This is a genomic window from Pseudomonas marvdashtae, from assembly GCF_014268655.2.
GTDB classification, from domain to species: domain Bacteria; phylum Pseudomonadota; class Gammaproteobacteria; order Pseudomonadales; family Pseudomonadaceae; genus Aquipseudomonas; species Aquipseudomonas marvdashtae.
In genome coordinates this window covers 1,257,794-1,278,027 of the sequence record NZ_JABWQX020000001.1, presented here as the reverse complement: position 1 = coordinate 1,278,027, position 20,234 = coordinate 1,257,794, and the positions used below count along the sequence as shown (strand labels likewise).

Here is a 20,234-nt window from a genome sequence, read left to right as displayed (position 1 = left end):
GCCTGTGCTGCCCCAGCAATGCATCCGGAAACAGGCCAGTGGGGTGAAATATATTTCCCAGCGCTTTATAGTGGCCGACCTCCGTTTCATCAAATAGCCGAGCCCCATGTCCGAGCCACGCAAGATTCTCGTCACCAGCGCCCTGCCCTATGCCAATGGTTCGATTCACCTCGGCCATATGCTGGAATACATCCAGACCGATATGTGGACGCGCTTCCAGAAACATCGCGGCAACCAATGCATCTACGTTTGCGCCGACGACGCCCACGGTTCGGCCATCATGTTGCGCGCGGAAAAAGAAGGCATCACGCCGGAGCAACTGATCGCCAACGTCCAGGCTGAACACAGCGCCGACTTTGCCGAGTTCCTGGTGGACTTCGACAACTTCCATTCCACTCACGCCGAAGAAAACCGTGAGCTGTCGAGCCAGATCTATTTGAAGCTGCGTGATGCCGGGCACATTTCGACCCGTTCGGTCACGCAGTACTTCGACCCGGAAAAGAAAATGTTCCTGGCCGACCGCTTCATCAAGGGCACCTGCCCGAAATGCGGCACCGAAGACCAGTACGGCGACAATTGTGAAAAATGCGGCGCCACTTACGCACCGACCGACCTGAAAGACCCGAAATCGGCGATTTCTGGAGCTACCCCGGTGCTGAGGGACTCCCAGCATTTCTTCTTCAAGCTGCCGGATTTCCAGCAGATGCTGCAAACCTGGACCCGCAGCGGCACGTTGCAGGACGCCGTGGCCAACAAGCTCGCCGAGTGGCTCGACTCTGGCCTGCAAGAGTGGGACATTTCCCGCGATGCGCCGTATTTCGGCTTCGAGATCCCCGGCGAGCCCGGCAAGTACTTCTACGTGTGGCTGGATGCGCCCATCGGCTACATGGCGAGCTTCAAGAACCTTTGCGACCGCACCCCGGAGCTGGACTTCGATGCGTTCTGGGCAAAGGACTCCACGGCCGAGGTGTATCACTTCATCGGCAAGGACATCGTCAACTTCCACGCGCTGTTCTGGCCCGCCATGCTTGAAGGCTCCGGTTTCCGCAAGCCGACCGGCATCAACGTCCATGGCTACCTGACCGTCAATGGCCAGAAAATGTCCAAGTCCCGCGGCACCTTCATCAAGGCGCGGACTTACCTGGACCACCTGTCGCCGGAATACCTGCGCTACTACTACGCGGCCAAGCTGGGCCGTGGCGTCGACGACCTGGACCTGAACCTCGAAGACTTCGTGCAGAAGGTCAACTCCGACCTCGTAGGCAAGGTCGTCAACATTGCCAGCCGTTGCGCCGGTTTCATCCACAAAGGCAACGCCGGTGTGCTGGTAGCGGGCAATGCCGCCCCGGAGCTGACCGATGCCTTCCTGGCCGCCGCGCCAAGCATCGCCGAAGCCTACGAGGGCCGCGACTTCGCCCGTGCCATGCGCGAAATCATGGGGCTGGCCGACCGTGCCAACGCCTGGATCGCCGACAAGGCACCGTGGTCATTGGCCAAGCAGGAAGGCAAGCAGGACGAAGTCCAGGCGATCTGCGCCCTGGGCATCAACCTGTTCCGCCAGTTGGTGATTTTCCTCAAGCCGGTGCTGCCGCTGCTGGCCGCCGATGCCGAAGCATTCCTGAACGTCGCGCCACTGACCTGGAACGATCATCAGACCCTGCTGAGCAACCATCAGTTGAACGAGTTCAAGCCGTTGATGACCCGCATCGACCCAACCAAGGTACAAGCGATGATCGACGCCTCCAAGGAAGACCTGGCGGCCAGCCAGACCGACACCGGCGGCCCTGCCGGCAACGGAGAGCTGGCCAAGGATCCGTTGTCGCCGGAAATCGATTTCGATGCGTTCGCCGCCATCGACTTGCGCGTGGCGCTGATCGTCAAGGCTGAGGCCGTCGAAGGCGCCGACAAGCTGCTGCGCTTGACCCTGGACATCGGCGATGAGCAGCGCAACGTGTTTTCCGGCATCAAGAGTGCGTACCCGGATCCTGCCAAGCTCGAAGGCCGGCTGACGATGATGATCGCCAACCTCAAGCCGCGCAAAATGCGCTTCGGTATTTCGGAAGGCATGGTGATGGCGGCTGGCCCCGGCGGCGAGGAAATCTACCTGCTGAGCCCCGACAGCGGTGCCAAGCCAGGCCAACGAATCAAATAACACCACGGCGCGCTGCACCGATCCCACAGTGGCTATCGAGCGACTGTGGGATTTTCATATCTGGCCCACTCTCACGGCGTGCCGGATAATGCCTACTCTTGTAACAGGCACTGTCACCCAATACCCATGACCGAAATCCTCTTGCCTCTGTTGAGCGCGACCCTGATCAACAACCTTGTGTTGCATTGGCCGCTGGGCGTCGATCCGCTCTTGGCAGCCGAGGGCAGAAACCAGGTCCATGCCCTGGGCCTGGCGACGGCATGCCTGATGCTGATAGTCGGGACCTTGGGGTATCTGATCGAGCAATGGCTGCTGGTGCCGGCCGAGCTGACGTCGCTGCGGTTATTCGTGTGGCTGCCCCTGAGCGTCTTGCTGGTCAGGCCGTTGTTGCGGCTGCTGGCGCGCACGTTTCCCTCGTTGCCATTCGACGGCCTATGGCCCATGTTGGTCGGCAACGCCGGCATATTGGGTGTCACCCTGCTCAACAGCCGGGACGGATCAGGCTTGGGCCAGGCCATTGCCGGGAGCTTGGGCGCCGGGCTGGGTTTCTGGCTGGTATTGAGTCTGTTCGATGACCTGCGCCAGCGAGTCCTGGGTAACAATATTCCCCAGCCTTTTCGAGGCTTGCCGATTCAGTTGATCAGCGCCGGACTGATGGCGGTGGCCTTTCTCGGATTACGCGGGCTGGTCAAGACATGAGCCTGATTCAACGTATCGACGCCTTGCTCCCGCAGACTCAATGCGGCAAATGCGGCCATCCCGGTTGCAAGCCTTACGCTGAAGGCATCGCCCAGGGTGAGCCAATCAACAAATGCCCGCCAGGCGCAAGCGAGACCATCGCGGCCCTGGCCGAGCTGATGAAGATCCCGGTGCTGGAGCTGGACGTCAGTCGCGGTTCGGCGCCGGCGCAGCTCGCCTTTATCCGGGAGGCCGAATGCATCGGTTGTACCAAATGCATCCAGGCCTGCCCGGTGGACGCGATTGTCGGCGCGGCAAAGTTGATGCACACCGTGCTTGTCGACGAATGCACTGGCTGCGATCTGTGCGTGGCGCCTTGCCCAGTGGACTGTATCGAGATGCGGCCATTGCCGATGGAAACCGTATTGCCGATCGTCGGGGGCTTGGCCTTCAGCGTCGAGGAACAGCAGGCGCGAACCGCCAAGCGCAATCACGCCCGCCGACGCTTTGAACAACGCAACGCGCGCCTGCGTCGCGAAGAAGAGCAGCGCCAGGCCGAGCGTCTCGCCCGTACCCAGCGCAACGTCCAGCAAGCCGAGGCACAGCCCCTTGACCCGGTGCAGGCCGCGCTGGAGCGAGTGCGCGCGCAGAAAACCGCCAGCGCCGACGCCGCCTTGAAAAAAGCCAAGATCGATTTGGCCATGAGTCGGGCACAACTGAACAAATCCTTGAAAGCGTTCGGCCATCCACCGACCTTCGAGCAGCAGTCGCAACTGATCGTGCTGCAACGCCAGTTCGAGACGGCGGAGCAGGTGCTGGCCCAACTGGAAAACAGCGCTTGCCCCGTTGCTTCAGCGCCAGCCGCCATGCCGGTAAACGACGCCGAGCTCAAGCGGGCCAAGATCCAACTGGCGATGCGTCGCGCAGAGCTGAGCAAGGCCCGGACTGCCGCGGCCTCGCAGGAGCAACTGCAAGCGTTGGAGCAAGCCGTAAAAGACGCCGAACGGCAAGTGGACGCCCATGCCGCTACCTGACCCGGTGGACGAACGACTGCGACAAGCAATGCGGCAAGTGCTGCTGGCGGCGCTGCCCGGAGTGCTGGTGTCGGTATGGTTCTACGGCTGGGGCGTGCTGCTCAACTTGCTGTTGTCAGGCCTCGCCGCACTGGCGATCGAGGCGCTAGTGTTGCGTCTGCGGCGATGGCCACTCAAGCCGGGCCTGGGCGACGGTAGCGCATGGGTCACCGCCCTCTTGCTGGCCTTGGCCTTGCCGGCATATTGCCCTTGGTGGCTGATCATCACCGCGGTCGCCTGCGCCTTGTTGTTTGGCAAGCATTTATGGGGCGGAGTCGGCAGCAATCCGTTCAACCCGGCGATGTTGGGGTATGCCCTGGTGCTCGTGGCGTTTCCCCAGTATCTGAGCCAATGGCCCTCGCTCCACGGCATGGGCCTGCTCGAGGGCTTGCGGCAGGTTGCTGGCATTGCCCAGGCGCCCGACGGGTGGGCCGGAGCCACAGCGTTGGATAGCCTGCAGATCAATAAAAGCCTGACCATCGATGAGCTGTTCGCCAGCGACCCGGCGTTCGGTCGCTGGGGTGGACACGGTGTCGAGTGGATCAACCTGGCCTTCCTCGCCGGAGGCCTGTTTCTGTTGCGACAACGGGTATTCAGTTGGCACGCCCCGGTGGGCATGCTTGTCAGCTTGTTCACGATCAGCTTGCTGTGCTGGAACGGCTCGGGCTCGGACTCCCACGGCTCGCCACTGTTTCATCTGCTGACCGGAGCCACCATGCTGGGCGCGTTTTTTATCGCGACCGAACCCGTGTCGGGCGCGAAGGCCCCGCTCGCCCGGCTGTTGTTCGGCGCCGGCGCAGGATTGCTGGTCTATCTGATTCGCACTTGGGGCGGTTTCCCGGATGGCGTGGCGTTTGCGGTGTTATTGATGAATCTCGGTGCGCCCGCGCTGGACCGTTTCGTCGAGGCACGACAAAGGCGTTCGGTGGCATGAAAAACGTCACGGGCATTGTAATCTTGATACTGCTGACCGGCCTTTGCATCGGCGCCACGTATGTCATGCAGACCAATACCACCGGGCGCATCGAAGCCCAGCGACAAGCGATAGCCAGCAAAACCTTGCTCGACGTATTGCCGGCCGATCGCTACGACAATCAGCCGCTGGAGCGGCCCGTCCTCGCGGCTCCGGTCACGTTATCTCACAGCACCTTGCTGGGCGGTTACCTGGCGACCCACACCGGCCGGCCCAGCGCAGTGTTGTTACGCAGCCAAGTACTGGGTTATGAAGGCAGCATCGAACTGCTGACCGCTATCGACCCGACAGGCCGGCTACTGGGAGTGAAAACACTGCGCCAGTCGGAAACTCCAGGCCTGGGCGCGGCGATCGCCGGCTGGCCGAACACATGGCTGCAAGCCTTCCACGGAAAGTCACGCCAGGCGCCTACCGATGACGGCTGGGCCTTGAAAAAGGATCAGGGCCAATTTGATCAACTGGCTGGCGCGACGGTCACGTCCCGGGCTGTGCTCCAGGCTGTACACGACGCGCTGCGTTACTTCGACGAGAACAAGGCTCGACTGACAGGAGCGATTGATCATGAATAAACCTGCGGCCTGGACCCGTGGGCTGGTGCTCGTCCCCCTGGTGGGCGCAAGCGACTCGCTGATCAACTCGCTGCTCCTATGGTGTGCCTGGGTTCTGATCAGCTTTACTCATGGCGGCACGATGATTTTGCTGAGGCAAAGCCTCACGGCCAACCAACGGCTTCTGGCGTCCATCGTCCTGGCCGCGGCGCTGACCGCTTGCGCAGGCCTTGTTGCACAGGCTTGGATGCTGGAGCGCCACGCAGTGTTGAGCCTGTATATCGGATGGATCGCCGTGAGCTGCGTAGCGCTGGAGCACGCAACCATCGTCGAGCCCCGCATGGCTGCCCATCTCAGGCTGGCGGGACAGTTTGGCCTGTTGATCATCACCCTGGGCGCTCTGCGGGAACTGATCGGCAGGGGCCTCCCGCTGGCGCTGCTCGCCCCTGGCGGATTCATTCTGCTGGGCTTGCTGCTGGCGGCTTACCAAGCCTGGAAAACCATCAAAGCCCCATCACCCCAAGAGGAACCGCCGCGCCCATGAACGCCGCAAAACGCCTGGAAATATTTCGTCGTTTTCATGAAGACAACCCGGAGCCGAAAACCGAACTGGCCTATTCCTCTGCGTTCGAGTTGCTGATCGCGGTGATTCTGTCGGCCCAATCCACCGACGTCGGCGTCAACAAGGCTACGGCCAAACTATTCCCCGTGGCCAATACGCCACAGGCGATCCATGCCCTTGGCGTTGAAGGGCTGTCCGAATACATCAAGACCATCGGGCTGTTCAATAGCAAGGCAAAAAATGTGATCGAAACCTGTCGCCTGTTGATTGAGCGCCACGGGGGGGAAATCCCACAGACTCGGGAGGAGCTGGAGGCCCTGCCGGGCGTCGGTCGCAAGACCGCCAACGTAGTTCTCAATACGGCGTTTCGTCAGCTGACGATGGCGGTCGATACCCACATTTTCCGTGTCAGCAACCGCACCGGCTTGGCCCCAGGCAAAAATGTGGTGGAAGTGGAGAAGAAGCTGCTGAAATTCGTACCCAAGGAATACCTGCTGGATTCCCATCACTGGCTCATCCTCCACGGGCGTTACGTTTGCCTGGCGCGCAAGCCACGCTGCGGGAGTTGCAGGATCGAAGACCTCTGCGAATACAAGCACAAGACATCGGACGATTGAGGCGCTATTGCTCTTATTGATAAGTCGATTGAAAAAATCTTTTTTACCAGCCGGTGGTTTATCGATATAAGGAGCGCCAATGGCATTCTTAGCCTGGAGTCGAACCCATGAGTACTGGCAAAGAACAATTGGATGTAGAGGACGATTTCATCGCCGTCGAGGCTGACGACGCGGAACCTGCGGTCGTGGAAGTGGCGAAAACCAACCTGAGCAAACGCCGCACCATCGATAACCTGCTGGAAGAGCGTCGCTTACAGAAGCAACTCGCCGAGTATGACTTTGATCTCTGACACGTAAAAGCCTCCCTGATGGAGGCTTTTTACTGATTACGCGTAGCCGGAAACTCAAACCAAGCCATTTCGCTGTGCCAGTTCGATCAGGTCGACCAGCGAACGGGCATTGAGTTTCAACAACAAGCGAGTCTTGTAGGTGCTGACGGTCTTGTTGCTCAGGAACATCCCATCCGCTATTTCCTTGTTGGTCTTTCCGCGAGCCAGTTCCTGCAGGACCATCATTTCCCTAGCGGACAGGCGATCAACCATATCGGACTCGCTGGCATTCCCAAGGCTTGAACGAACCGTATGCAATGCTTGGTTAGGGAAATAGCTGTAGCCGGACAGCACCGCCTTTATTGCACTTAACAGCTCGGTCAAATCCTGTTGTTTGCAAACATAGCCGGCGGCGCCTGTCTGCATGCAGCGCATAGAGAAATGTCCGGGCGCTTGTGATGTCAGCACTAACACTTTCAAGGGTGACGGATTGGCGGTCAAACGAGCGATGACCTCCAACCCATCCAATTTCGGGATTCCAATATCCAGGATGACGATGTCGGGCATTTGTTCCCTGGCAATCTGTAACGCATCGACGCCATTATCTGCTTCAGCGATAACTTCATATCCATGGCGCTCCATTAGCAAACGTACAGCAAGACGAATGACGGGATGATCATCCACGATCAGCACTTTATTCATGGGCAAATCCAAATTCGCTGTTCGAGTTTTTAGAGCACGCACAATAGCCTAGTCATTTCGGCCTTGGCATGCCGCCCCCCATGACCGCTCGCACCGAAAGACATAACCTACAAGCAATACAGAAAAATCCTACAAATAACCCGAGAAATAATGTGCCACGATTTTTTCCACAGGCATGAAGCGGCTTATTCTGACGAGCCGGAAACCCTATGAACAATGCGACTTTTCCCGAAAAAACTTCCCTGACGGCAACATCAAGAGAAAGACATTTATCATAAATAGTTACTGATTTATTTATAGACAACAGCAAAAATTTCGCCCAAAGGAATGAGTTTCTGTATAAAAGATTCTATCTGATTGACGACAAAACAAAGGCACCATCGATATTCTTAACGCTTCAGAGCACGCAACACGACTTAATTCATCAATCTCAATATTCGAGCATGAAACTATTTATGAGTATCAACTATGAACAAACCACTGAGAACCGTTACCAACCCCCTGACCCTTATCGCTATATTCGCAACTTTATCCGAAAGCACCGCAGCCATTTCCCTGCCGTTCCTGGATGACCAGGATCGCGAATACTTCCTATGGTTCCTGATCAGCTTTCCGTTCTACTTGTTATTTCTATTCTTCACTACGCTCAACTTCAATTACCGCTCTTTGTATTCACCTTCGGATTTCCGCAAGGGCAAGCATTTCACGAAAAGCATGGACGACTCCTCCAAGGATAGTGATCGCCCACGTCGTTCACCCGGTAAAAGACGCAGGCGTTCTGCCAGATAATCTGCCATATCAACAGGGAACTCGAGTCATCACGGGATGAGCCGGAAGGGAGGGCGGTATAAGAAATATATAAAAAAAAGGCCTGCTTATAGCAGGCCGTTTTTTTTAAAACCGGGTCAGAACAACTTACGACCCTTGTTCGCCGCAATGCGCATGCGCAGGGCGTTGAGCTTGATAAAGCCGGCCGCGTCGGCCTGGTTGTAGGCCCCACCGTCTTCCTCGAAGGTCGCGATGTTGGCATCGAACAACGACTCGTCGGATTTGCGTCCGGTGACGATCACGTTGCCTTTGTAGAGCTTCAGCCGCACGACGCCATTCACGTGAGCCTGGGAGGCATCGATCATCTGTTGCAGCATCAGACGCTCCGGGCTCCACCAGTAGCCGGTGTAGATCAGGCTGGCGTACTTGGGCATCAACTCGTCTTTCAAGTGAGCCACTTCGCGGTCCAGGGTGATCGATTCAATCGCCCGGTGCGCGCGCAGCATGATGGTACCGCCCGGGGTTTCGTAGCAGCCTCGGGACTTCATGCCAACATAGCGGTTCTCGACGATGTCCAGACGACCAATGCCGTGTTCGCCGCCGATACGATTCAGCGTCGCCAGAACGGTGGCCGGGCTCATTTCCACGCCATCCAGCGCGACAATGTCACCGTTGCGATAGGTCAGTTCCAGGTACTGCGGCGTATCGGGGGCTTTCTCCGGGGAGACGGTCCAGCGCCACATGTCTTCTTCGTGCTCGGTCCAGGTGTCTTCCAGCACGCCGCCTTCGTAGGAGATGTGCAGCAAGTTGGCGTCCATCGAGTACGGCGATTTCTTCTTGCCGTGGCGCTCGATCGGGATCGCATGCTTCTCGGCGTAGTCCATCAGTTTTTCACGGGACAGCAAGTCCCATTCACGCCACGGGGCAATGACCTTCACGCCCGGCTTGAGAGCATAGGCGCCCAGCTCGAAACGCACCTGGTCGTTGCCTTTGCCGGTGGCGCCATGGGAAATGGCGTCGGCGCCGGTTTCGTTGGCGATTTCGATCAGGCGCTTGGCAATCAGCGGACGGGCAATGGAAGTGCCCAACAGGTACTCGCCTTCGTAAACGGTGTTGGCGCGGAACATTGGGAACACGAAGTCGCGGACGAACTCTTCGCGCAAGTCGTCGATGTAGATCTCTTTGACGCCCATGGCCTGAGCCTTGGCGCGTGCAGGCTCGACTTCTTCGCCCTGCCCCAGGTCAGCGGTGAAGGTCACCACTTCGCAGTTATAAGTGTCCTGCAGCCACTTGAGGATCACCGAAGTGTCCAGGCCGCCGGAATACGCCAGAACGACCTTGTTTACGTCCGCCATGCCATCACTCCACGGGTTGTACGGAAAGCCGGGAAGTCTAACGTCCAGCGCGAATAATTTACAGGGGCGCGACAGCTTATGACGACGAAGCGACAGATTATGTCGAGCGCGCGACGATCAGGGCAGGATCAGGAGGTTCGCGCCGTTGCCCCAGCGGGGGCTGCAATTTTGGTGGGAGCGACCGGCGCCGGAACCTTGCCAGGCGTCACTACCGGTGCGGCAGGCGGCGTCGCTGGCGGTGTCGTCGGCTGTGGCGTCGGAGCTTGAGTCGCCGCCACACGCGCCAGCTGCACAACCACGCGCCGGTTCTTGGCTCGATTGGCGGCGTTGGTATTAGGCACGAGGGGATAACGCTCACCGTGGAAACGTACGGTGAATTGGGATTCCTGGAAACCGTTGGCCTTGAAGAAATCCATGACGGCCAGTGCACGGCGGCGCGACAATTCACGATTGGTCAAACGGTTGCCACTGTTGTCGGAATGGCCGTCGAGTTCGACATGATTGACGCTCGGATCAGCCTTGATGAAGTCGAGCATGACCTGCAACTGCGCCTTGGCTTGGGCGTCGAGCTCGATCCCCTCGCCGGGAAAGCCGATCTGGGTTTGCTTGATCTGCTCGAAATTCTTCGGTAACAGTTTCGCTACACAGCCTTGATAATCGCTGAAAGCCTTGTTGAAACGCACAGGCAACAAGCGGACCTCCGATACCCGGCCGTCCTCGGTATTGCGTCGGACCACAGGGCTACGACCCTCCATTAGCCCGCTGATCAGACGGCCCGCCTGTACCTGGGAGCTGTCGAACAGCACATCGCCGCTGCCGATCCTGACCGAGCCCAGATTGATGTCACCTCGCCCGGGCTGCCAAGGCGCCGCAGCCGCCAGCAACGTCGCGGAGCCGCCACCCATCATCGGGTTATAGGCCTTGAGCCGGAACGTGGCCTGCTCGCCTGCCCGGCGCACGAACTCGCCGCTACCGAAATCGGTGATCGGCTGGCTCAGCCGGCACTCGAACTTGTCGCCTTCGACCGTCCACTCGATGCTCTCCAGACGGGTCTGGAAAGTGAGCGCCATCGCGGGAAGGCTGGCAAACACACTGAGCAAGGCTAGATAACGCTGGCGCACGGGAGGCTCCACTGGCATTTATACGGAAATCGAAAAACACGTGGCATGACGCCTATCCGAGACACCGCACGGAATCGTGGCACACCTGAAGGGGCTATCGGTCACTTGCGGCAAAACTTGATAGCGGGTGCCCGGATCGGTCTTTTCCGGTAGCATTCCCCAGAGTTTGACCCGCCTGGAAGCCCCCCAATGTCCGACCGCCTGACCCTGCTGCGTCCCGACGACTGGCATATTCATCTTCGCGATGGTGCTGTGTTGACCCATACCGTCGCCGATGTCGCGCGCACCTTCGGGCGCGCAATCATCATGCCTAACCTGGTTCCGCCCGTGCGTAACGCTGTCGAGGCTGATGGCTATCGCCAGCGCATCCTCGCCGCGCGCCCGGCTGGCAGCCGCTTCGAGCCACTGATGGTGCTTTACCTCACCGACCGCACCCAGCCCGAGGAAATACGCGAGGCCAAGGCCAGTGGTTTCGTCCACGCGGCCAAGTTGTACCCGGCCGGCGCCACCACCAACTCGGATTCCGGCGTCACTGGCATCGACAAGATTTTCCCGGCGCTGGAAGCCATGGCCGAAGTCGGGATGCCCCTTCTGATCCACGGTGAAGTCACTCGCAGCGATGTCGATGTGTTCGACCGCGAGAAAATCTTCATCGACGAGCATATGCGTCGCGTCGTGGAGCGTTTCCCGACGCTCAAGGTGGTCTTCGAGCACATCACCACCGGCGATGCCGTGCAGTTCGTCAACGAAGCCCCGGCCAATGTCGGCGCCACGATCACTGCGCATCACCTGCTATACAACCGCAACCACATGCTGGTGGGCGGGATCCGGCCGCACTTCTATTGCCTGCCGATCCTCAAGCGCAACACCCATCAGGAAGCCTTGCTCGACGCCGCCACCAGCGGCAGCGCCAAGTTTTTCCTCGGCACGGACTCGGCGCCCCACGCCCGCCACGCCAAGGAAGCCGCTTGCGGTTGCGCCGGGTGCTATACCGCCTACGCCGCCATCGAGATGTACGCCGAGGCGTTCGAGCAGCGCAACGCGCTGGACAAGCTCGAAGGTTTCGCCAGCTTGCACGGCCCGCGTTTCTACGGCCTACCGGTGAACACCGATCGTATTACCCTGGTCCGCGACGAGTGGACCGCCCCCGCCAGCCTGCCCTTTGGCGAGCTGACTGTCATCCCGCTGCGCGCCGGTGAAAAACTGCGCTGGCGCCTGCTGGAGGAAAACGCGTGAGTGAAGATCATTTCGACGACGAACTGGACGGCAATGCTGGTTCCGGAGGCGCTCGCCATCCCATGGCCGCTCGTTTCCGGGGCTATCTGCCGGTGGTGGTCGACGTAGAAACCGGCGGCTTCAACTCCGCCACCGATGCGCTGCTGGAAATCGCCGCGACGACCATTGGCATGGACGAAAAAGGCTTTGTGTTCCCTGACCACACCTATTTCTTCCGCGTCGAACCGTTCGAAGGCGCCAACGTCGAAGCCGCCGCGCTGGAGTTCACTGGGATCAAGCTCGACCACCCGCTGCGCATGGCGGTCAGCGAGGAAACCGCGCTGACCGACATCTTCCGTGGCGTGCGCAAGGCGCTGAAAGCCAACGGTTGCAAGCGTGCGATCCTGGTGGGGCACAACAGCAGCTTTGACTTGGGCTTTCTCAATGCCGCCGTTGCGCGGCTGGACATGAAGCGCAACCCATTCCACCCGTTTTCCAGCTTCGACACGGCGACCCTGGCCGGCCTGGCGTACGGCCAGACTGTCTTGGCCAAGGCCTGTCAGGCAGCCGACATCGATTTCGATGGCCGTGAGGCCCACTCGGCCCGCTACGACACCGAGAAGACCGCCGAGCTGTTCTGCGGCATCGTCAACCGCTGGAAAGAGATGGGTGGCTGGCAGGACTTCGACGACTGACGTAGAGCTAGGTTTAGCTCTTTGTGGCGAGGGGATTTAGCGAAACGTCGCACCGCCCCGCTGGGTCGCGAAGCGGCCCCAAACCTGCCAACCGGGAGGACTGCTGCGCAGTCCAACGGGGATAAATCCCCTCGCCACAGTACGTATTCAGCCGCCCATAAAAAAACCGGCCCATCAAGGGCCGGTTTTTTTATGCCGCGTGCGCTTACAGCTTGTCGCTGTGCTCGCCCAGATAGGCGGCTACGCCTTCAGGGGACGCGGTCATGCCCTTGTCGCCTTTTTTCCAGTTGGCTGGGCAGACTTCGCCGTGTTCTTCGTGGAATTGCAGGGCGTCGACCAGACGGATCAGCTCTTCCATGTTACGGCCCAGCGGCAGATCGTTGATGATCTGCGAACGAACCACGCCTTTGTCATCGATCAGGAACGCGCCACGGAAGGCCACGCCGCCTTCCGACTCAACGTCGTAGGCCTTGGCGATTTCGTGCTTCATGTCGGCAGCCATGGTGTACTTCACTTGGCCGATCCCGCCATTGTTGATCGGGGTGTTGCGCCAGGCGTTGTGGGTGAAGTGCGAGTCAATCGAAACAGCGACCACTTCAACGTTGCGCGCCTTGAAATCGTCCATGCGGTGATCCAGTGCGATCAGCTCGGATGGGCAGACGAAGGTGAAGTCCAGCGGGTAGAAAAACACCAGGCCGTATTTGCCTTTGATGGCCGAGGACAGGGTGAAGCTGTCGACGATTTCGCCGTTGCCGAGGACGGCAGGAACGGTGAAGTCCGGGGCTTGTTTGCCTACGAGTACGCTCATTGGATATCTCCTGGTGTAGTAACGTGAAAACAGAGTTCGTGCCAGCCTGCCACCCTCAGGCGACAGCCCTGTGACACGAACCCGCTTTGCAAGGACCGACCATCATACACCGCGCATTTGGACTGTCCTCAACGGTTTTTCAGTCACCTCGAAAATCCGTGGCACTTAACGGCGTGTCAACACCAAACCGTTCGTCAGCCTGGGGCCATTGTGACCAAAGAGGTTTAGAAACCACTTTGACAATCATTCTCGTTAACATTAAGATCCGTCTCAATTGAGTCACAACCAGCGACGGTTCTCACTTATGTATGTATGCCTCTGCACCGGCGTCACCGACGGACAAATCCGCGAAGCGATCTATGAAGGTTGCTGCAGCTACCGCGAAGTCCGCCAGGCCACCGGCGTAGCCAGCCAATGCGGTAAATGCGCCTGCCTTGCCAAGGAAGTGGTGCGTGAAACCCTCGCCAAAGTGCAGACCGCCCAGGCCTCGATCCCTTATCCGGTAGAATTTACTGCCGCATAAATCCAGCTTTTTGAAGAACCGGACTCAATGTCCGGTTTTTTTATGCCTGTAAATCAATTGCTTAGCTTCCAGACGCGGAACACAAACATTCTTATTCCGATTAATTTTCATTTATTATTCAATAACTTAGGTTTGACACTCGCAAATGCGCGGCTCAAACTCTGCCTTATACACAGCTATTACAGGGCAGGCCCTCACCATGAAAGGCGACATCACAGTCATCCAGCATCTCAACAAGATCCTCGCCAATGAGCTGGTCGCGATCAATCAATACTTCCTGCACGCACGCATGTATGAAGATTGGGGCCTGAACAAGCTGGGCAAGCACGAGTACCACGAATCCATCGACGAGATGAAACACGCGGACAAGCTGATCAAGCGCATCCTGTTCCTCGAAGGCCTGCCGAACGTCCAGGACTTGGGCAAGCTGCACATCGGTGAACACACCCGCGAAATGCTTGAGTGCGACCTGCGCATCGAACGCACCGGCCACGCCGACCTGAAAGCCGCCATCGCCCATTGCGAAACCGTCGGCGACTTCGGCAGCCGCGAACTGCTCGAGGACATTCTCGAATCCGAAGAAGAACACATCGACTGGCTGGAAACCCAGTTGGGCCTGATCGACAAGATCGGTCTTGAGAACTACCTGCAATCGCAGATGGGCGAAGAATAAGCTTCGCCGAAAGCACGCCACAAAAAAGCCCCGCCCTCTTTCGAGGAGCGGGGCTTTTTGTTGCCTGGATTTCCAGGCTCACTTAAATCCTGTGGATCAAGCTTCGGTCTTGTTCGCCGCTGCCGCTTCTACAGCAGCCTTGATCGTGGACTGCAACGAACCGTCAGCCGCCATCTCGGTCATGATGTCGCTGCCGCCGACCAGTTCACCGCCAACCCACAATTGTGGGAAGGTTGGCCAGTTGGCGTACTTGGGCAGGTTGGCGCGGATTTCCGGGTTCTGCAGGATGTCCACGTAGGCAAACTTCTCGCCACACGCCATCACCGCCTGGGCAGCCTTGGCCGAGAAGCCGCACTGAGGCGCATTCGGCGAGCCTTTCATGTAGAGCAGGATGGTGTTGTTGGCAATCTGGTCTTTGATCGTTTCGATGATATCCACGGAGCACCTCGGCTTAAACTTTGCGACTTCAGATGTCGACACGGTGGCGCATTGTAACGGAAAGCCGAGCTCCCTGCTCGGTCCGCCCCAGAGACAATTCTACGCAGCCGCCACCTTCACCGGAACCCCGTTAAGCGCCGCGTTGCCGGACAATTCATCGAGTTGGCATTCATCGGTCAAGTCATTGGCACTGGAACCCGGCTGCGCGCTAGCAATGGTCATCTGCACACCCGGACGGGCATGGCCCCAGCCATGAGGAAGACTGACCACGCCTTTCATCATGTCCAGGCTGCCCTGCACCTCCACTTCGATCAACCCTACTCGCGAACTGACCTTGACCCGCTGCCCATCGACAAGACCCCGGCTCGCCAGGTCATCGGGATGCATCAGCAACTGATGCCGCGGCTTGCCTTTCACCAGCCGATGAAAGTTATGCATCCACGAATTGTTGCTGCGCACATGGCGACGGCCAATCATCAGCAGCTCATCCACCGCCGGCGCTCGCAACGCGGCGAAGCGCGCCAGGTCGGCGAGGATCACCGCGGGCGCGGCCTGCACCCGACCATTTTCAGTTTTCAGCCTTGCGCTGAGATTGGGTTTGAGCGCACCGAGGTCAATGCCGTGAGGATGATCAAACAGGGTCGCCAGAGACAGCTTGTGCGGCGATGCATCCCCATACGCACCTGCCCGCAGGCCGAAATCGATCATCTGTGCCGGCGGCATGGTCGGCTTGAGTTCCTTGCCGGTCCGGGCCGCAAAGGCTTTGGCCAGGCCGACGAAGATTTCCCAGTCATGCAGCGCCCCCTCAGGCTTGGGCAGGATCGCCCGGTTGAAACGGCTGACGTTGCGCACCGCGAACAGATTGAATGTGGTGTCGTAGTGATCGTTTTCCAGGGCTGAGGTCGACGGCAGGATCAGGTCGGCATAGCGAGTGGTCTCGTTGATGTACAGATCGATACTGACCATGAACTCAAGGCCATCCAGCGCCTGCTCCAGCTGCCGTCCGTTGGGCGTGGACAGCACCGGATTACCCGCCACGGTGACCAGCGCACGGATCTGCCCTTCGCCCTCGGTGAGCATTTCTTCGGCGAGGGCCGACACCGGCAGCTCGCCTGCGTATTCGGGACGCCCGGAAACCCGACTTTGCCAGCGATTGAAGTGCCCGCCCGAGGTGGTCGCCACCAGATCCACCGCCGGCTCGGTGCACAGCGCCCCGCCCACTCGGTCCAGATTGCCGGTCACCAGATTGATCAGCTGGATCAGCCAGTGGCACAGCGTGCCGAAAGCCTGGGTCGACACGCCCATCCGCCCGTAGCACACCGCTGACGGCGCGGCAGCGAAATCACGGGCCAGTTGACGGATCTGCGCCGCCGGAATCGCACAAAGCGGGCTCATTGCCTCCGCGGTAAAGCTTGCAACGACCTGGCGCACCTCTTCGAGGCCATCCACCGGCAAATGACCGTCACGAGCCAGGCCTTCGCTGAAGAGCGTGTTGAGCAAGCCAAACAGCAACGCAGCATCACCACCGGGGCGTACGAAGACATGCTGGTCGGCAATGGCCGCGGTCTCGCTGCGCCGTGGATCAACGACCACCACCTTGCCGCCCCGGGCCTGGATCGCCTTGAGGCGCTTCTCCACGTCCGGCACGGTCATGATGCTGCCATTGGAGGCCAGGGGATTGCCCCCCAGGATCAGCATGAAGTCGGTGTGGTCAATGTCCGGAATTGGCAATAAGAGGCCGTGGCCGTACATCAAGTGGCTGGTCAGGTGATGGGGCAGTTGATCCACCGAGGTCGCCGAGAAGCGGCTACGGGTTTTCAGCAGACCGAGGAAATAGTTGCTGTGGGTCATCAGCCCATAGTTATGCACGCTGGGGTTGCCCTGATAAACGCCCACCGCGTTCTGACCGTGGCGTTCCTGGATGCTTGCCAGGCGTTCGGCCACCAACGCGAACGCATCCTCCCAGGCGATGGGTTGCCATTCGCTGCCCATCCGCCGCATGGGCTGGCGCAACCGGTCCGGATCGTTCTGGATATCCTGCAGCGCGACTGCCTTTGGGCAGATGTGCCCACGGCTGAAACTGTCCAGCGGATCACCTTTGATCGAGGTTATCGCCAGGCCCTGGCCTTCAGTTTCGGTGGTTTCGAGCGTCAGGCCACAGATGGCCTCACACAGATGGCACGCACGGTGATGAAGAGTCTTGGTCATGGCCAGTCTCTGTTTTATTCGTAGCGGCCGCTTTCGGCCGCGGGAACAAAACTATGGCCCGTGATCCCCTACCGCGCCAGCGACGTTCGTCCTGTGAATCGGCGGGCATCAGGCCAGCCGATTTCAGGGCTGCTCGGGAGGCGGCGCCAGCAACTGGATTTCCTCGATGGTCTCCACTTCCTCATGGGAAATGGGTACGCCCGTCAATTCGCCAATCAAGCGCCAATGCTCGTCAAGTCCGCTGCTGATAGTGGCCATGCGATCAATCATCCGACGACCCGCGGCCTTGGTCACTTCGTCGTCGCTGCGCAACAACTCGAATGACATGGACGTCACCGAAGCGGTCAGGTGCGTCAGGGAGCGCGCCGTCAGCCCCAGCAATTCCATCAGTTGTCGCTCTTTCGAATCCATTTCGGGGCTCCTGCATATAGGGGTTCATTTATAACCCAGGCCCTTGGTTTAGGAAATCTCACATCCGACAATGGACACTGGAAATCCAGGCACGCCAGCCGAAAACCGAGCGTTTATCGTCCCACGCCCGTCCGGCTTGTTTGCCAAGCGCCGCGGCGCCAGTGTACAAATGGGCTGCTGCTGTCAGGAAACCGGCTTTAAATACGTCATTGCAGTCCTGCCATGACCTCGCTGAAATCCCCTTTAACCGTAGCCCTATTGGTAAGACGCGACATTTAATGTCAATATCGCGCCTTCCCCCTAATTTCGTCGCCCCGTGCGGCTTTTGCCGCAGGTCTCGCCCGTTTTTCCATTAAACAAGGCTTTGAGCATCTGCGGTCAGTAACAAAAGGTAGTCAATCATGAGCGCAAGGCACTTTCTCTCCTTGATGGATTTCACGCCCGATGAGTTGCTCGGCGTCATCCGTCGAGGCGTGGAGCTCAAGGACCTGCGTAAGCGCGGCGTACTGTTCGAGCCCTTGAACAACCGTGTACTGGGGATGATCTTCGAGAAAGCCTCCACGCGCACGCGCATTTCGTTCGAAGCCGGCATGATCCAGCTCGGCGGCCAGGCGATTTTCCTGTCGCCCCGCGACACCCAGCTCGGCCGCGGCGAGCCCATCAGCGATTGCGCCATCGTCATGTCGAGCATGCTCGATGCGGTGATGATCCGGACCTTTGCCCACAGCACCCTGACCCAATTCGCAGCCCATTCCCGCGTGCCGGTGATCAATGGCCTGTCCGATGACCTGCATCCCTGCCAGCTCCTGGCCGACATGCAGACGTTCCTTGAACACCGGGGCTCGATCCAGGGCAAGACCGTGGCATGGATCGGTGACGGCAATAACATGTGCAACAGCTATATAGAAGCGGCGATCCAATTCGATTTCCAGCTGCGCATCGCCTGCCCTGAAGGCTACGAACCCAATCCGCAATTCGTCGCCCGGGCCGGTGACCGCGTGACCCTCGTTCGCGACCCGAAACAAGCGGTCACCGGCGCGCACCTGGTAAGCACCGACGTCTGGACGTCCATGGGCCAGGAAGAAGAAACCGCCAAGCGCCTGAAGCTGTTCGCGCCTTTCCAAGTCAATCGCGCCCTGCTCGACCTGGCGGACGACGACGTGCTGTTCATGCATTGCCTGCCGGCCCATCGTGGCGAAGAGATCAGCCTCGACCTGCTGGATGATCCACGCTCCGTGGCCTGGGACCAGGCCGAGAATCGTCTCCACGCACAGAAGGCCCTGCTCGAATTTCTCGTCGAGCCGGCGTACCACCACGCATGAGCCATTCCTTGTTACTGAATTTGCACAACTTGGCTTGCGGCTATCAGGACCAACGGGTCGTGCAGAACCTCAACCTGCACCTCAATGCCGGCGATATCGGCTGCCTGCTCGGCTCGTCCGGGTGCGGCAAGACCACGACCTTGCGGGCCATCGCCGGTTTCGAGCCCGTGCATGAAGGTGAGATCCAGCTGGCCGGGGAAACCATTTCCCGCGCGGGCTTTACCCTCGCCCCGGAGAAGCGCCGTATCGGCATGGTGTTCCAGGACTATGCGCTGTTCCCGCACTTGAGCGTCGCCGAGAACATCGCCTTCGGCATTCGCAAACATCCTCAAAAGGATCGCGTGGTCGAAGAGCTGCTGGAATTGGTCAACTTGAAGAACCTGGGCCAGCGCTTTCCCCATGAGCTTTCTGGGGGCCAGCAACAACGCGTGGCGCTTGCCCGGGCGTTGGCGCCCGAGCCGCAACTGTTGTTGCTCGACGAGCCGTTTTCCAACCTCGATGGCGAGCTGCGGCGCAAGCTCAGCCATGAGGTGCGCGACATTCTCAAGGCTCGCGGCACCAGCGCGATCCTGGTGACCCATGACCAGGAAGAGGCCTTTGCGGTGAGCGATCATGTCGGTGTGTTCCGGGAAGGTCGACTGGAGCAGTGGGATACACCTTACAACCTGTATCACGAACCGCTGACGCCTTACGTCGCCAGTTTCATTGGCCAGGGTTATTTCATTCGCGGCCGACTCGACAGCCCGGAATCGGTGCAAACCGAACTGGGCGTGCTGCGCGGCAACCGAGCCTACACCTGGCCGATCGGCGGCGCCGTGGATGTGCTGCTGCGCCCGGACGATATCGTCTATGCGCCAGACAGCCAGCTGACAGCCACTATCGTCGGCAAGACGTTCCTCGGTGCTTCTACCTTGTATCGCCTGCAATTGCCGACAGGCGCGCAACTGGAATCGATTTTCCCGAGCCATGCCGATCATCAGGTCGGGGCGACCGTGGGTATCCGAGTGGCGGCCGAGCACTTGGTATTGTTCCAGGCCTCGGGCAGCACAGCGGCACATCTGCCGCCGGTGGAAAGTGGCGTGCGACGACACAGCGCGGCCAGCTAATGCTTCGGGAGGCTTTG

At 59.3% G+C, this 20,234-nt stretch carries 21 protein-coding genes and 1 pseudogene; 15 read left to right on the top strand and 7 right to left on the bottom strand.

Annotated features, from left to right (window positions below):
- Positions 1-106 precede the first annotated feature (106 nt).
- From metG to HU742_RS05810, 8 genes are all read left to right on the top strand, one after another.
- Positions 107-2,152 carry a methionine--tRNA ligase gene (metG, locus tag HU742_RS05845; protein WP_186635742.1) on the top strand — a complete coding sequence of 682 codons (2,046 nt, stop codon included), beginning with the start codon at positions 107-109 and terminating at the stop codon, positions 2,150-2,152.
- Positions 2,153-2,278: 126 nt separating this feature from the next.
- A complete protein-coding gene (locus HU742_RS05840) occupies positions 2,279-2,851 on the top strand; it encodes an Rnf-Nqr domain containing protein (RefSeq protein WP_186635739.1) in 573 nt (190 codons plus the stop codon).
- Complete coding sequence (gene rsxB, locus HU742_RS05835) at positions 2,848-3,864, top strand: electron transport complex subunit RsxB (protein ID WP_186643649.1); 1,017 nt, start codon at positions 2,848-2,850, stop codon at positions 3,862-3,864. The genes HU742_RS05840 and rsxB overlap by 4 nt, the downstream gene beginning before the upstream one ends.
- Positions 3,851-4,837 carry an RnfABCDGE type electron transport complex subunit D gene (locus HU742_RS05830; protein ID WP_186643648.1) on the top strand — a complete coding sequence of 329 codons (987 nt, stop codon included), beginning with the start codon at positions 3,851-3,853 and terminating at the stop codon, positions 4,835-4,837. Before rsxB ends, HU742_RS05830 begins: the two co-directional genes overlap by 14 nt.
- The gene (locus tag HU742_RS05825; protein ID WP_186643647.1) at positions 4,834-5,445 is read left to right on the top strand and encodes an RnfABCDGE type electron transport complex subunit G; all 612 of its coding nucleotides are present in this window, start codon (positions 4,834-4,836) and stop codon (positions 5,443-5,445) included. The genes HU742_RS05830 and HU742_RS05825 overlap by 4 nt, the downstream gene beginning before the upstream one ends.
- A complete protein-coding gene (locus HU742_RS05820) occupies positions 5,438-5,968 on the top strand; it encodes an Rnf-Nqr domain containing protein (RefSeq protein ID WP_186635727.1) in 531 nt (176 codons plus the stop codon). Before HU742_RS05825 ends, HU742_RS05820 begins: the two co-directional genes overlap by 8 nt.
- Positions 5,965-6,603, top strand: a complete 639-nt coding sequence (nth, locus tag HU742_RS05815; protein WP_186635724.1) for an endonuclease III — start codon at positions 5,965-5,967, stop codon at positions 6,601-6,603. Before HU742_RS05820 ends, nth begins: the two co-directional genes overlap by 4 nt.
- A gap of 107 nt (positions 6,604-6,710) precedes the next feature.
- Positions 6,711-6,893 (top strand): PA3496 family putative envelope integrity protein, encoded by a 183-nt coding sequence (locus tag HU742_RS05810; RefSeq protein WP_186635721.1) that lies wholly within the window; start codon positions 6,711-6,713, stop codon positions 6,891-6,893.
- 54 nt (positions 6,894-6,947) lie between these two features.
- On the opposite strand, the gene HU742_RS05805 is transcribed toward HU742_RS05810, so the two are convergent.
- Positions 6,948-7,574, bottom strand: a complete 627-nt coding sequence (locus HU742_RS05805; protein WP_186635718.1) for a response regulator transcription factor — start codon at positions 7,572-7,574, stop codon at positions 6,948-6,950.
- Positions 7,575-8,042: 468 nt separating this feature from the next.
- On the opposite strand from HU742_RS05805, the pseudogene HU742_RS05800 reads away from it, so the two are divergent.
- Positions 8,043-8,330: pseudogene (locus HU742_RS05800) on the top strand (hypothetical protein); the annotation flags it as partial.
- Between the two features lie 149 nt (positions 8,331-8,479).
- Here the strand turns inward: HU742_RS05800 and HU742_RS05795 are convergent.
- Positions 8,480-9,697, bottom strand: coding sequence for an argininosuccinate synthase (locus HU742_RS05795; protein ID WP_003204943.1), 1,218 nt, complete (start codon positions 9,695-9,697; stop codon positions 8,480-8,482).
- Positions 9,698-9,825: 128 nt separating this feature from the next.
- Positions 9,826-10,818: an OmpA family protein gene (locus tag HU742_RS05790; RefSeq protein ID WP_186635715.1), complete on the bottom strand. Its 993-nt coding sequence runs from the start codon at positions 10,816-10,818 to the stop codon at positions 9,826-9,828.
- 189 nt (positions 10,819-11,007) lie between these two features.
- Here HU742_RS05790 and pyrC point away from each other — a divergent pair, with 189 nt between their 5' ends.
- Together pyrC and rnt are read left to right on the top strand one after the other, a co-directional pair.
- Positions 11,008-12,054, top strand: a complete 1,047-nt coding sequence (gene pyrC / locus HU742_RS05785; RefSeq protein WP_186635712.1) for a dihydroorotase — start codon at positions 11,008-11,010, stop codon at positions 12,052-12,054.
- Positions 12,051-12,728 (top strand): ribonuclease T, encoded by a 678-nt coding sequence (gene rnt, locus HU742_RS05780; protein ID WP_186611625.1) that lies wholly within the window; start codon positions 12,051-12,053, stop codon positions 12,726-12,728. Before pyrC ends, rnt begins: the two co-directional genes overlap by 4 nt.
- A 205-nt stretch (positions 12,729-12,933) precedes the next feature.
- On the opposite strand, the gene HU742_RS05775 is transcribed toward rnt, so the two are convergent.
- The gene (locus HU742_RS05775; protein WP_003204949.1) at positions 12,934-13,536 is read right to left on the bottom strand and encodes a peroxiredoxin; all 603 of its coding nucleotides are present in this window, start codon (positions 13,534-13,536) and stop codon (positions 12,934-12,936) included.
- A gap of 304 nt (positions 13,537-13,840) precedes the next feature.
- On the opposite strand from HU742_RS05775, the gene HU742_RS05770 reads away from it, so the two are divergent.
- Positions 13,841-14,059: a bacterioferritin-associated ferredoxin gene (locus tag HU742_RS05770; protein ID WP_003178704.1), complete on the top strand. Its 219-nt coding sequence runs from the start codon at positions 13,841-13,843 to the stop codon at positions 14,057-14,059.
- A gap of 199 nt (positions 14,060-14,258) precedes the next feature.
- Entirely contained in the window at positions 14,259-14,732 is a 474-nt protein-coding gene (gene bfr, locus HU742_RS05765) for a bacterioferritin (protein ID WP_186635709.1), read from the top strand.
- 96 nt (positions 14,733-14,828) lie between these two features.
- On the opposite strand, the gene grxD is transcribed toward bfr, so the two are convergent.
- The 3 genes from grxD to plzR all read right to left on the bottom strand — a co-directional run bounded on the left by grxD (position 14,829) and on the right by plzR (position 17,789).
- Positions 14,829-15,170: a Grx4 family monothiol glutaredoxin gene (grxD, locus tag HU742_RS05760; protein ID WP_186643646.1), complete on the bottom strand. Its 342-nt coding sequence runs from the start codon at positions 15,168-15,170 to the stop codon at positions 14,829-14,831.
- Between the two features lie 99 nt (positions 15,171-15,269).
- Positions 15,270-17,378 (bottom strand): molybdopterin oxidoreductase family protein, encoded by a 2,109-nt coding sequence (locus HU742_RS05755; protein WP_186643645.1) that lies wholly within the window; start codon positions 17,376-17,378, stop codon positions 15,270-15,272.
- Positions 17,379-17,501: 123 nt separating this feature from the next.
- Positions 17,502-17,789 (bottom strand): PlzR type 4 pili assembly inhibitor, encoded by a 288-nt coding sequence (plzR, locus tag HU742_RS05750; protein ID WP_186635701.1) that lies wholly within the window; start codon positions 17,787-17,789, stop codon positions 17,502-17,504.
- Between the two features lie 401 nt (positions 17,790-18,190).
- Between plzR and argF the strand changes: the two genes are divergently transcribed.
- Together argF and HU742_RS05740 are read left to right on the top strand one after the other, a co-directional pair.
- On the top strand, positions 18,191-19,111 hold the full coding sequence (gene argF, locus HU742_RS05745) for an ornithine carbamoyltransferase (protein ID WP_186643643.1): 921 nt from the start codon (positions 18,191-18,193) through the stop codon (positions 19,109-19,111).
- Positions 19,108-20,217: an ABC transporter ATP-binding protein gene (locus tag HU742_RS05740; RefSeq protein WP_186643642.1), complete on the top strand. Its 1,110-nt coding sequence runs from the start codon at positions 19,108-19,110 to the stop codon at positions 20,215-20,217. The genes argF and HU742_RS05740 overlap by 4 nt, the downstream gene beginning before the upstream one ends.
- Positions 20,218-20,234: the final 17 nt, after the last annotated feature.

Coding starts and splice junctions, on each gene's coding strand:
- HU742_RS05825 (WP_186643647.1), top strand. CDS start 4,834: ATGAAAAACGTCACGGGCATTGTAATCTTGATACTGCTGACCGGCCTT.
- plzR (WP_186635701.1), bottom strand. CDS start 17,789: ATGGATTCGAAAGAGCGACAACTGATGGAATTGCTGGGGCTGACGGCG.
- HU742_RS05770 (WP_003178704.1), top strand. CDS start 13,841: ATGTATGTATGCCTCTGCACCGGCGTCACCGACGGACAAATCCGCGAA.
- bfr (WP_186635709.1), top strand. CDS start 14,259: ATGAAAGGCGACATCACAGTCATCCAGCATCTCAACAAGATCCTCGCC.
- HU742_RS05755 (WP_186643645.1), bottom strand. CDS start 17,378: ATGACCAAGACTCTTCATCACCGTGCGTGCCATCTGTGTGAGGCCATC.
- pyrC (WP_186635712.1), top strand. CDS start 11,008: ATGTCCGACCGCCTGACCCTGCTGCGTCCCGACGACTGGCATATTCAT.
- metG (WP_186635742.1), top strand. CDS start 107: ATGTCCGAGCCACGCAAGATTCTCGTCACCAGCGCCCTGCCCTATGCC.
- HU742_RS05840 (WP_186635739.1), top strand. CDS start 2,279: ATGACCGAAATCCTCTTGCCTCTGTTGAGCGCGACCCTGATCAACAAC.
- HU742_RS05740 (WP_186643642.1), top strand. CDS start 19,108: ATGAGCCATTCCTTGTTACTGAATTTGCACAACTTGGCTTGCGGCTAT.
- HU742_RS05820 (WP_186635727.1), top strand. CDS start 5,438: ATGAATAAACCTGCGGCCTGGACCCGTGGGCTGGTGCTCGTCCCCCTG.
- HU742_RS05830 (WP_186643648.1), top strand. CDS start 3,851: ATGCCGCTACCTGACCCGGTGGACGAACGACTGCGACAAGCAATGCGG.
- rsxB (WP_186643649.1), top strand. CDS start 2,848: ATGAGCCTGATTCAACGTATCGACGCCTTGCTCCCGCAGACTCAATGC.
- HU742_RS05810 (WP_186635721.1), top strand. CDS start 6,711: ATGAGTACTGGCAAAGAACAATTGGATGTAGAGGACGATTTCATCGCC.
- argF (WP_186643643.1), top strand. CDS start 18,191: ATGAGCGCAAGGCACTTTCTCTCCTTGATGGATTTCACGCCCGATGAG.
- HU742_RS05775 (WP_003204949.1), bottom strand. CDS start 13,536: ATGAGCGTACTCGTAGGCAAACAAGCCCCGGACTTCACCGTTCCTGCC.
- nth (WP_186635724.1), top strand. CDS start 5,965: ATGAACGCCGCAAAACGCCTGGAAATATTTCGTCGTTTTCATGAAGAC.
- HU742_RS05795 (WP_003204943.1), bottom strand. CDS start 9,697: ATGGCGGACGTAAACAAGGTCGTTCTGGCGTATTCCGGCGGCCTGGAC.
- HU742_RS05805 (WP_186635718.1), bottom strand. CDS start 7,574: ATGAATAAAGTGCTGATCGTGGATGATCATCCCGTCATTCGTCTTGCT.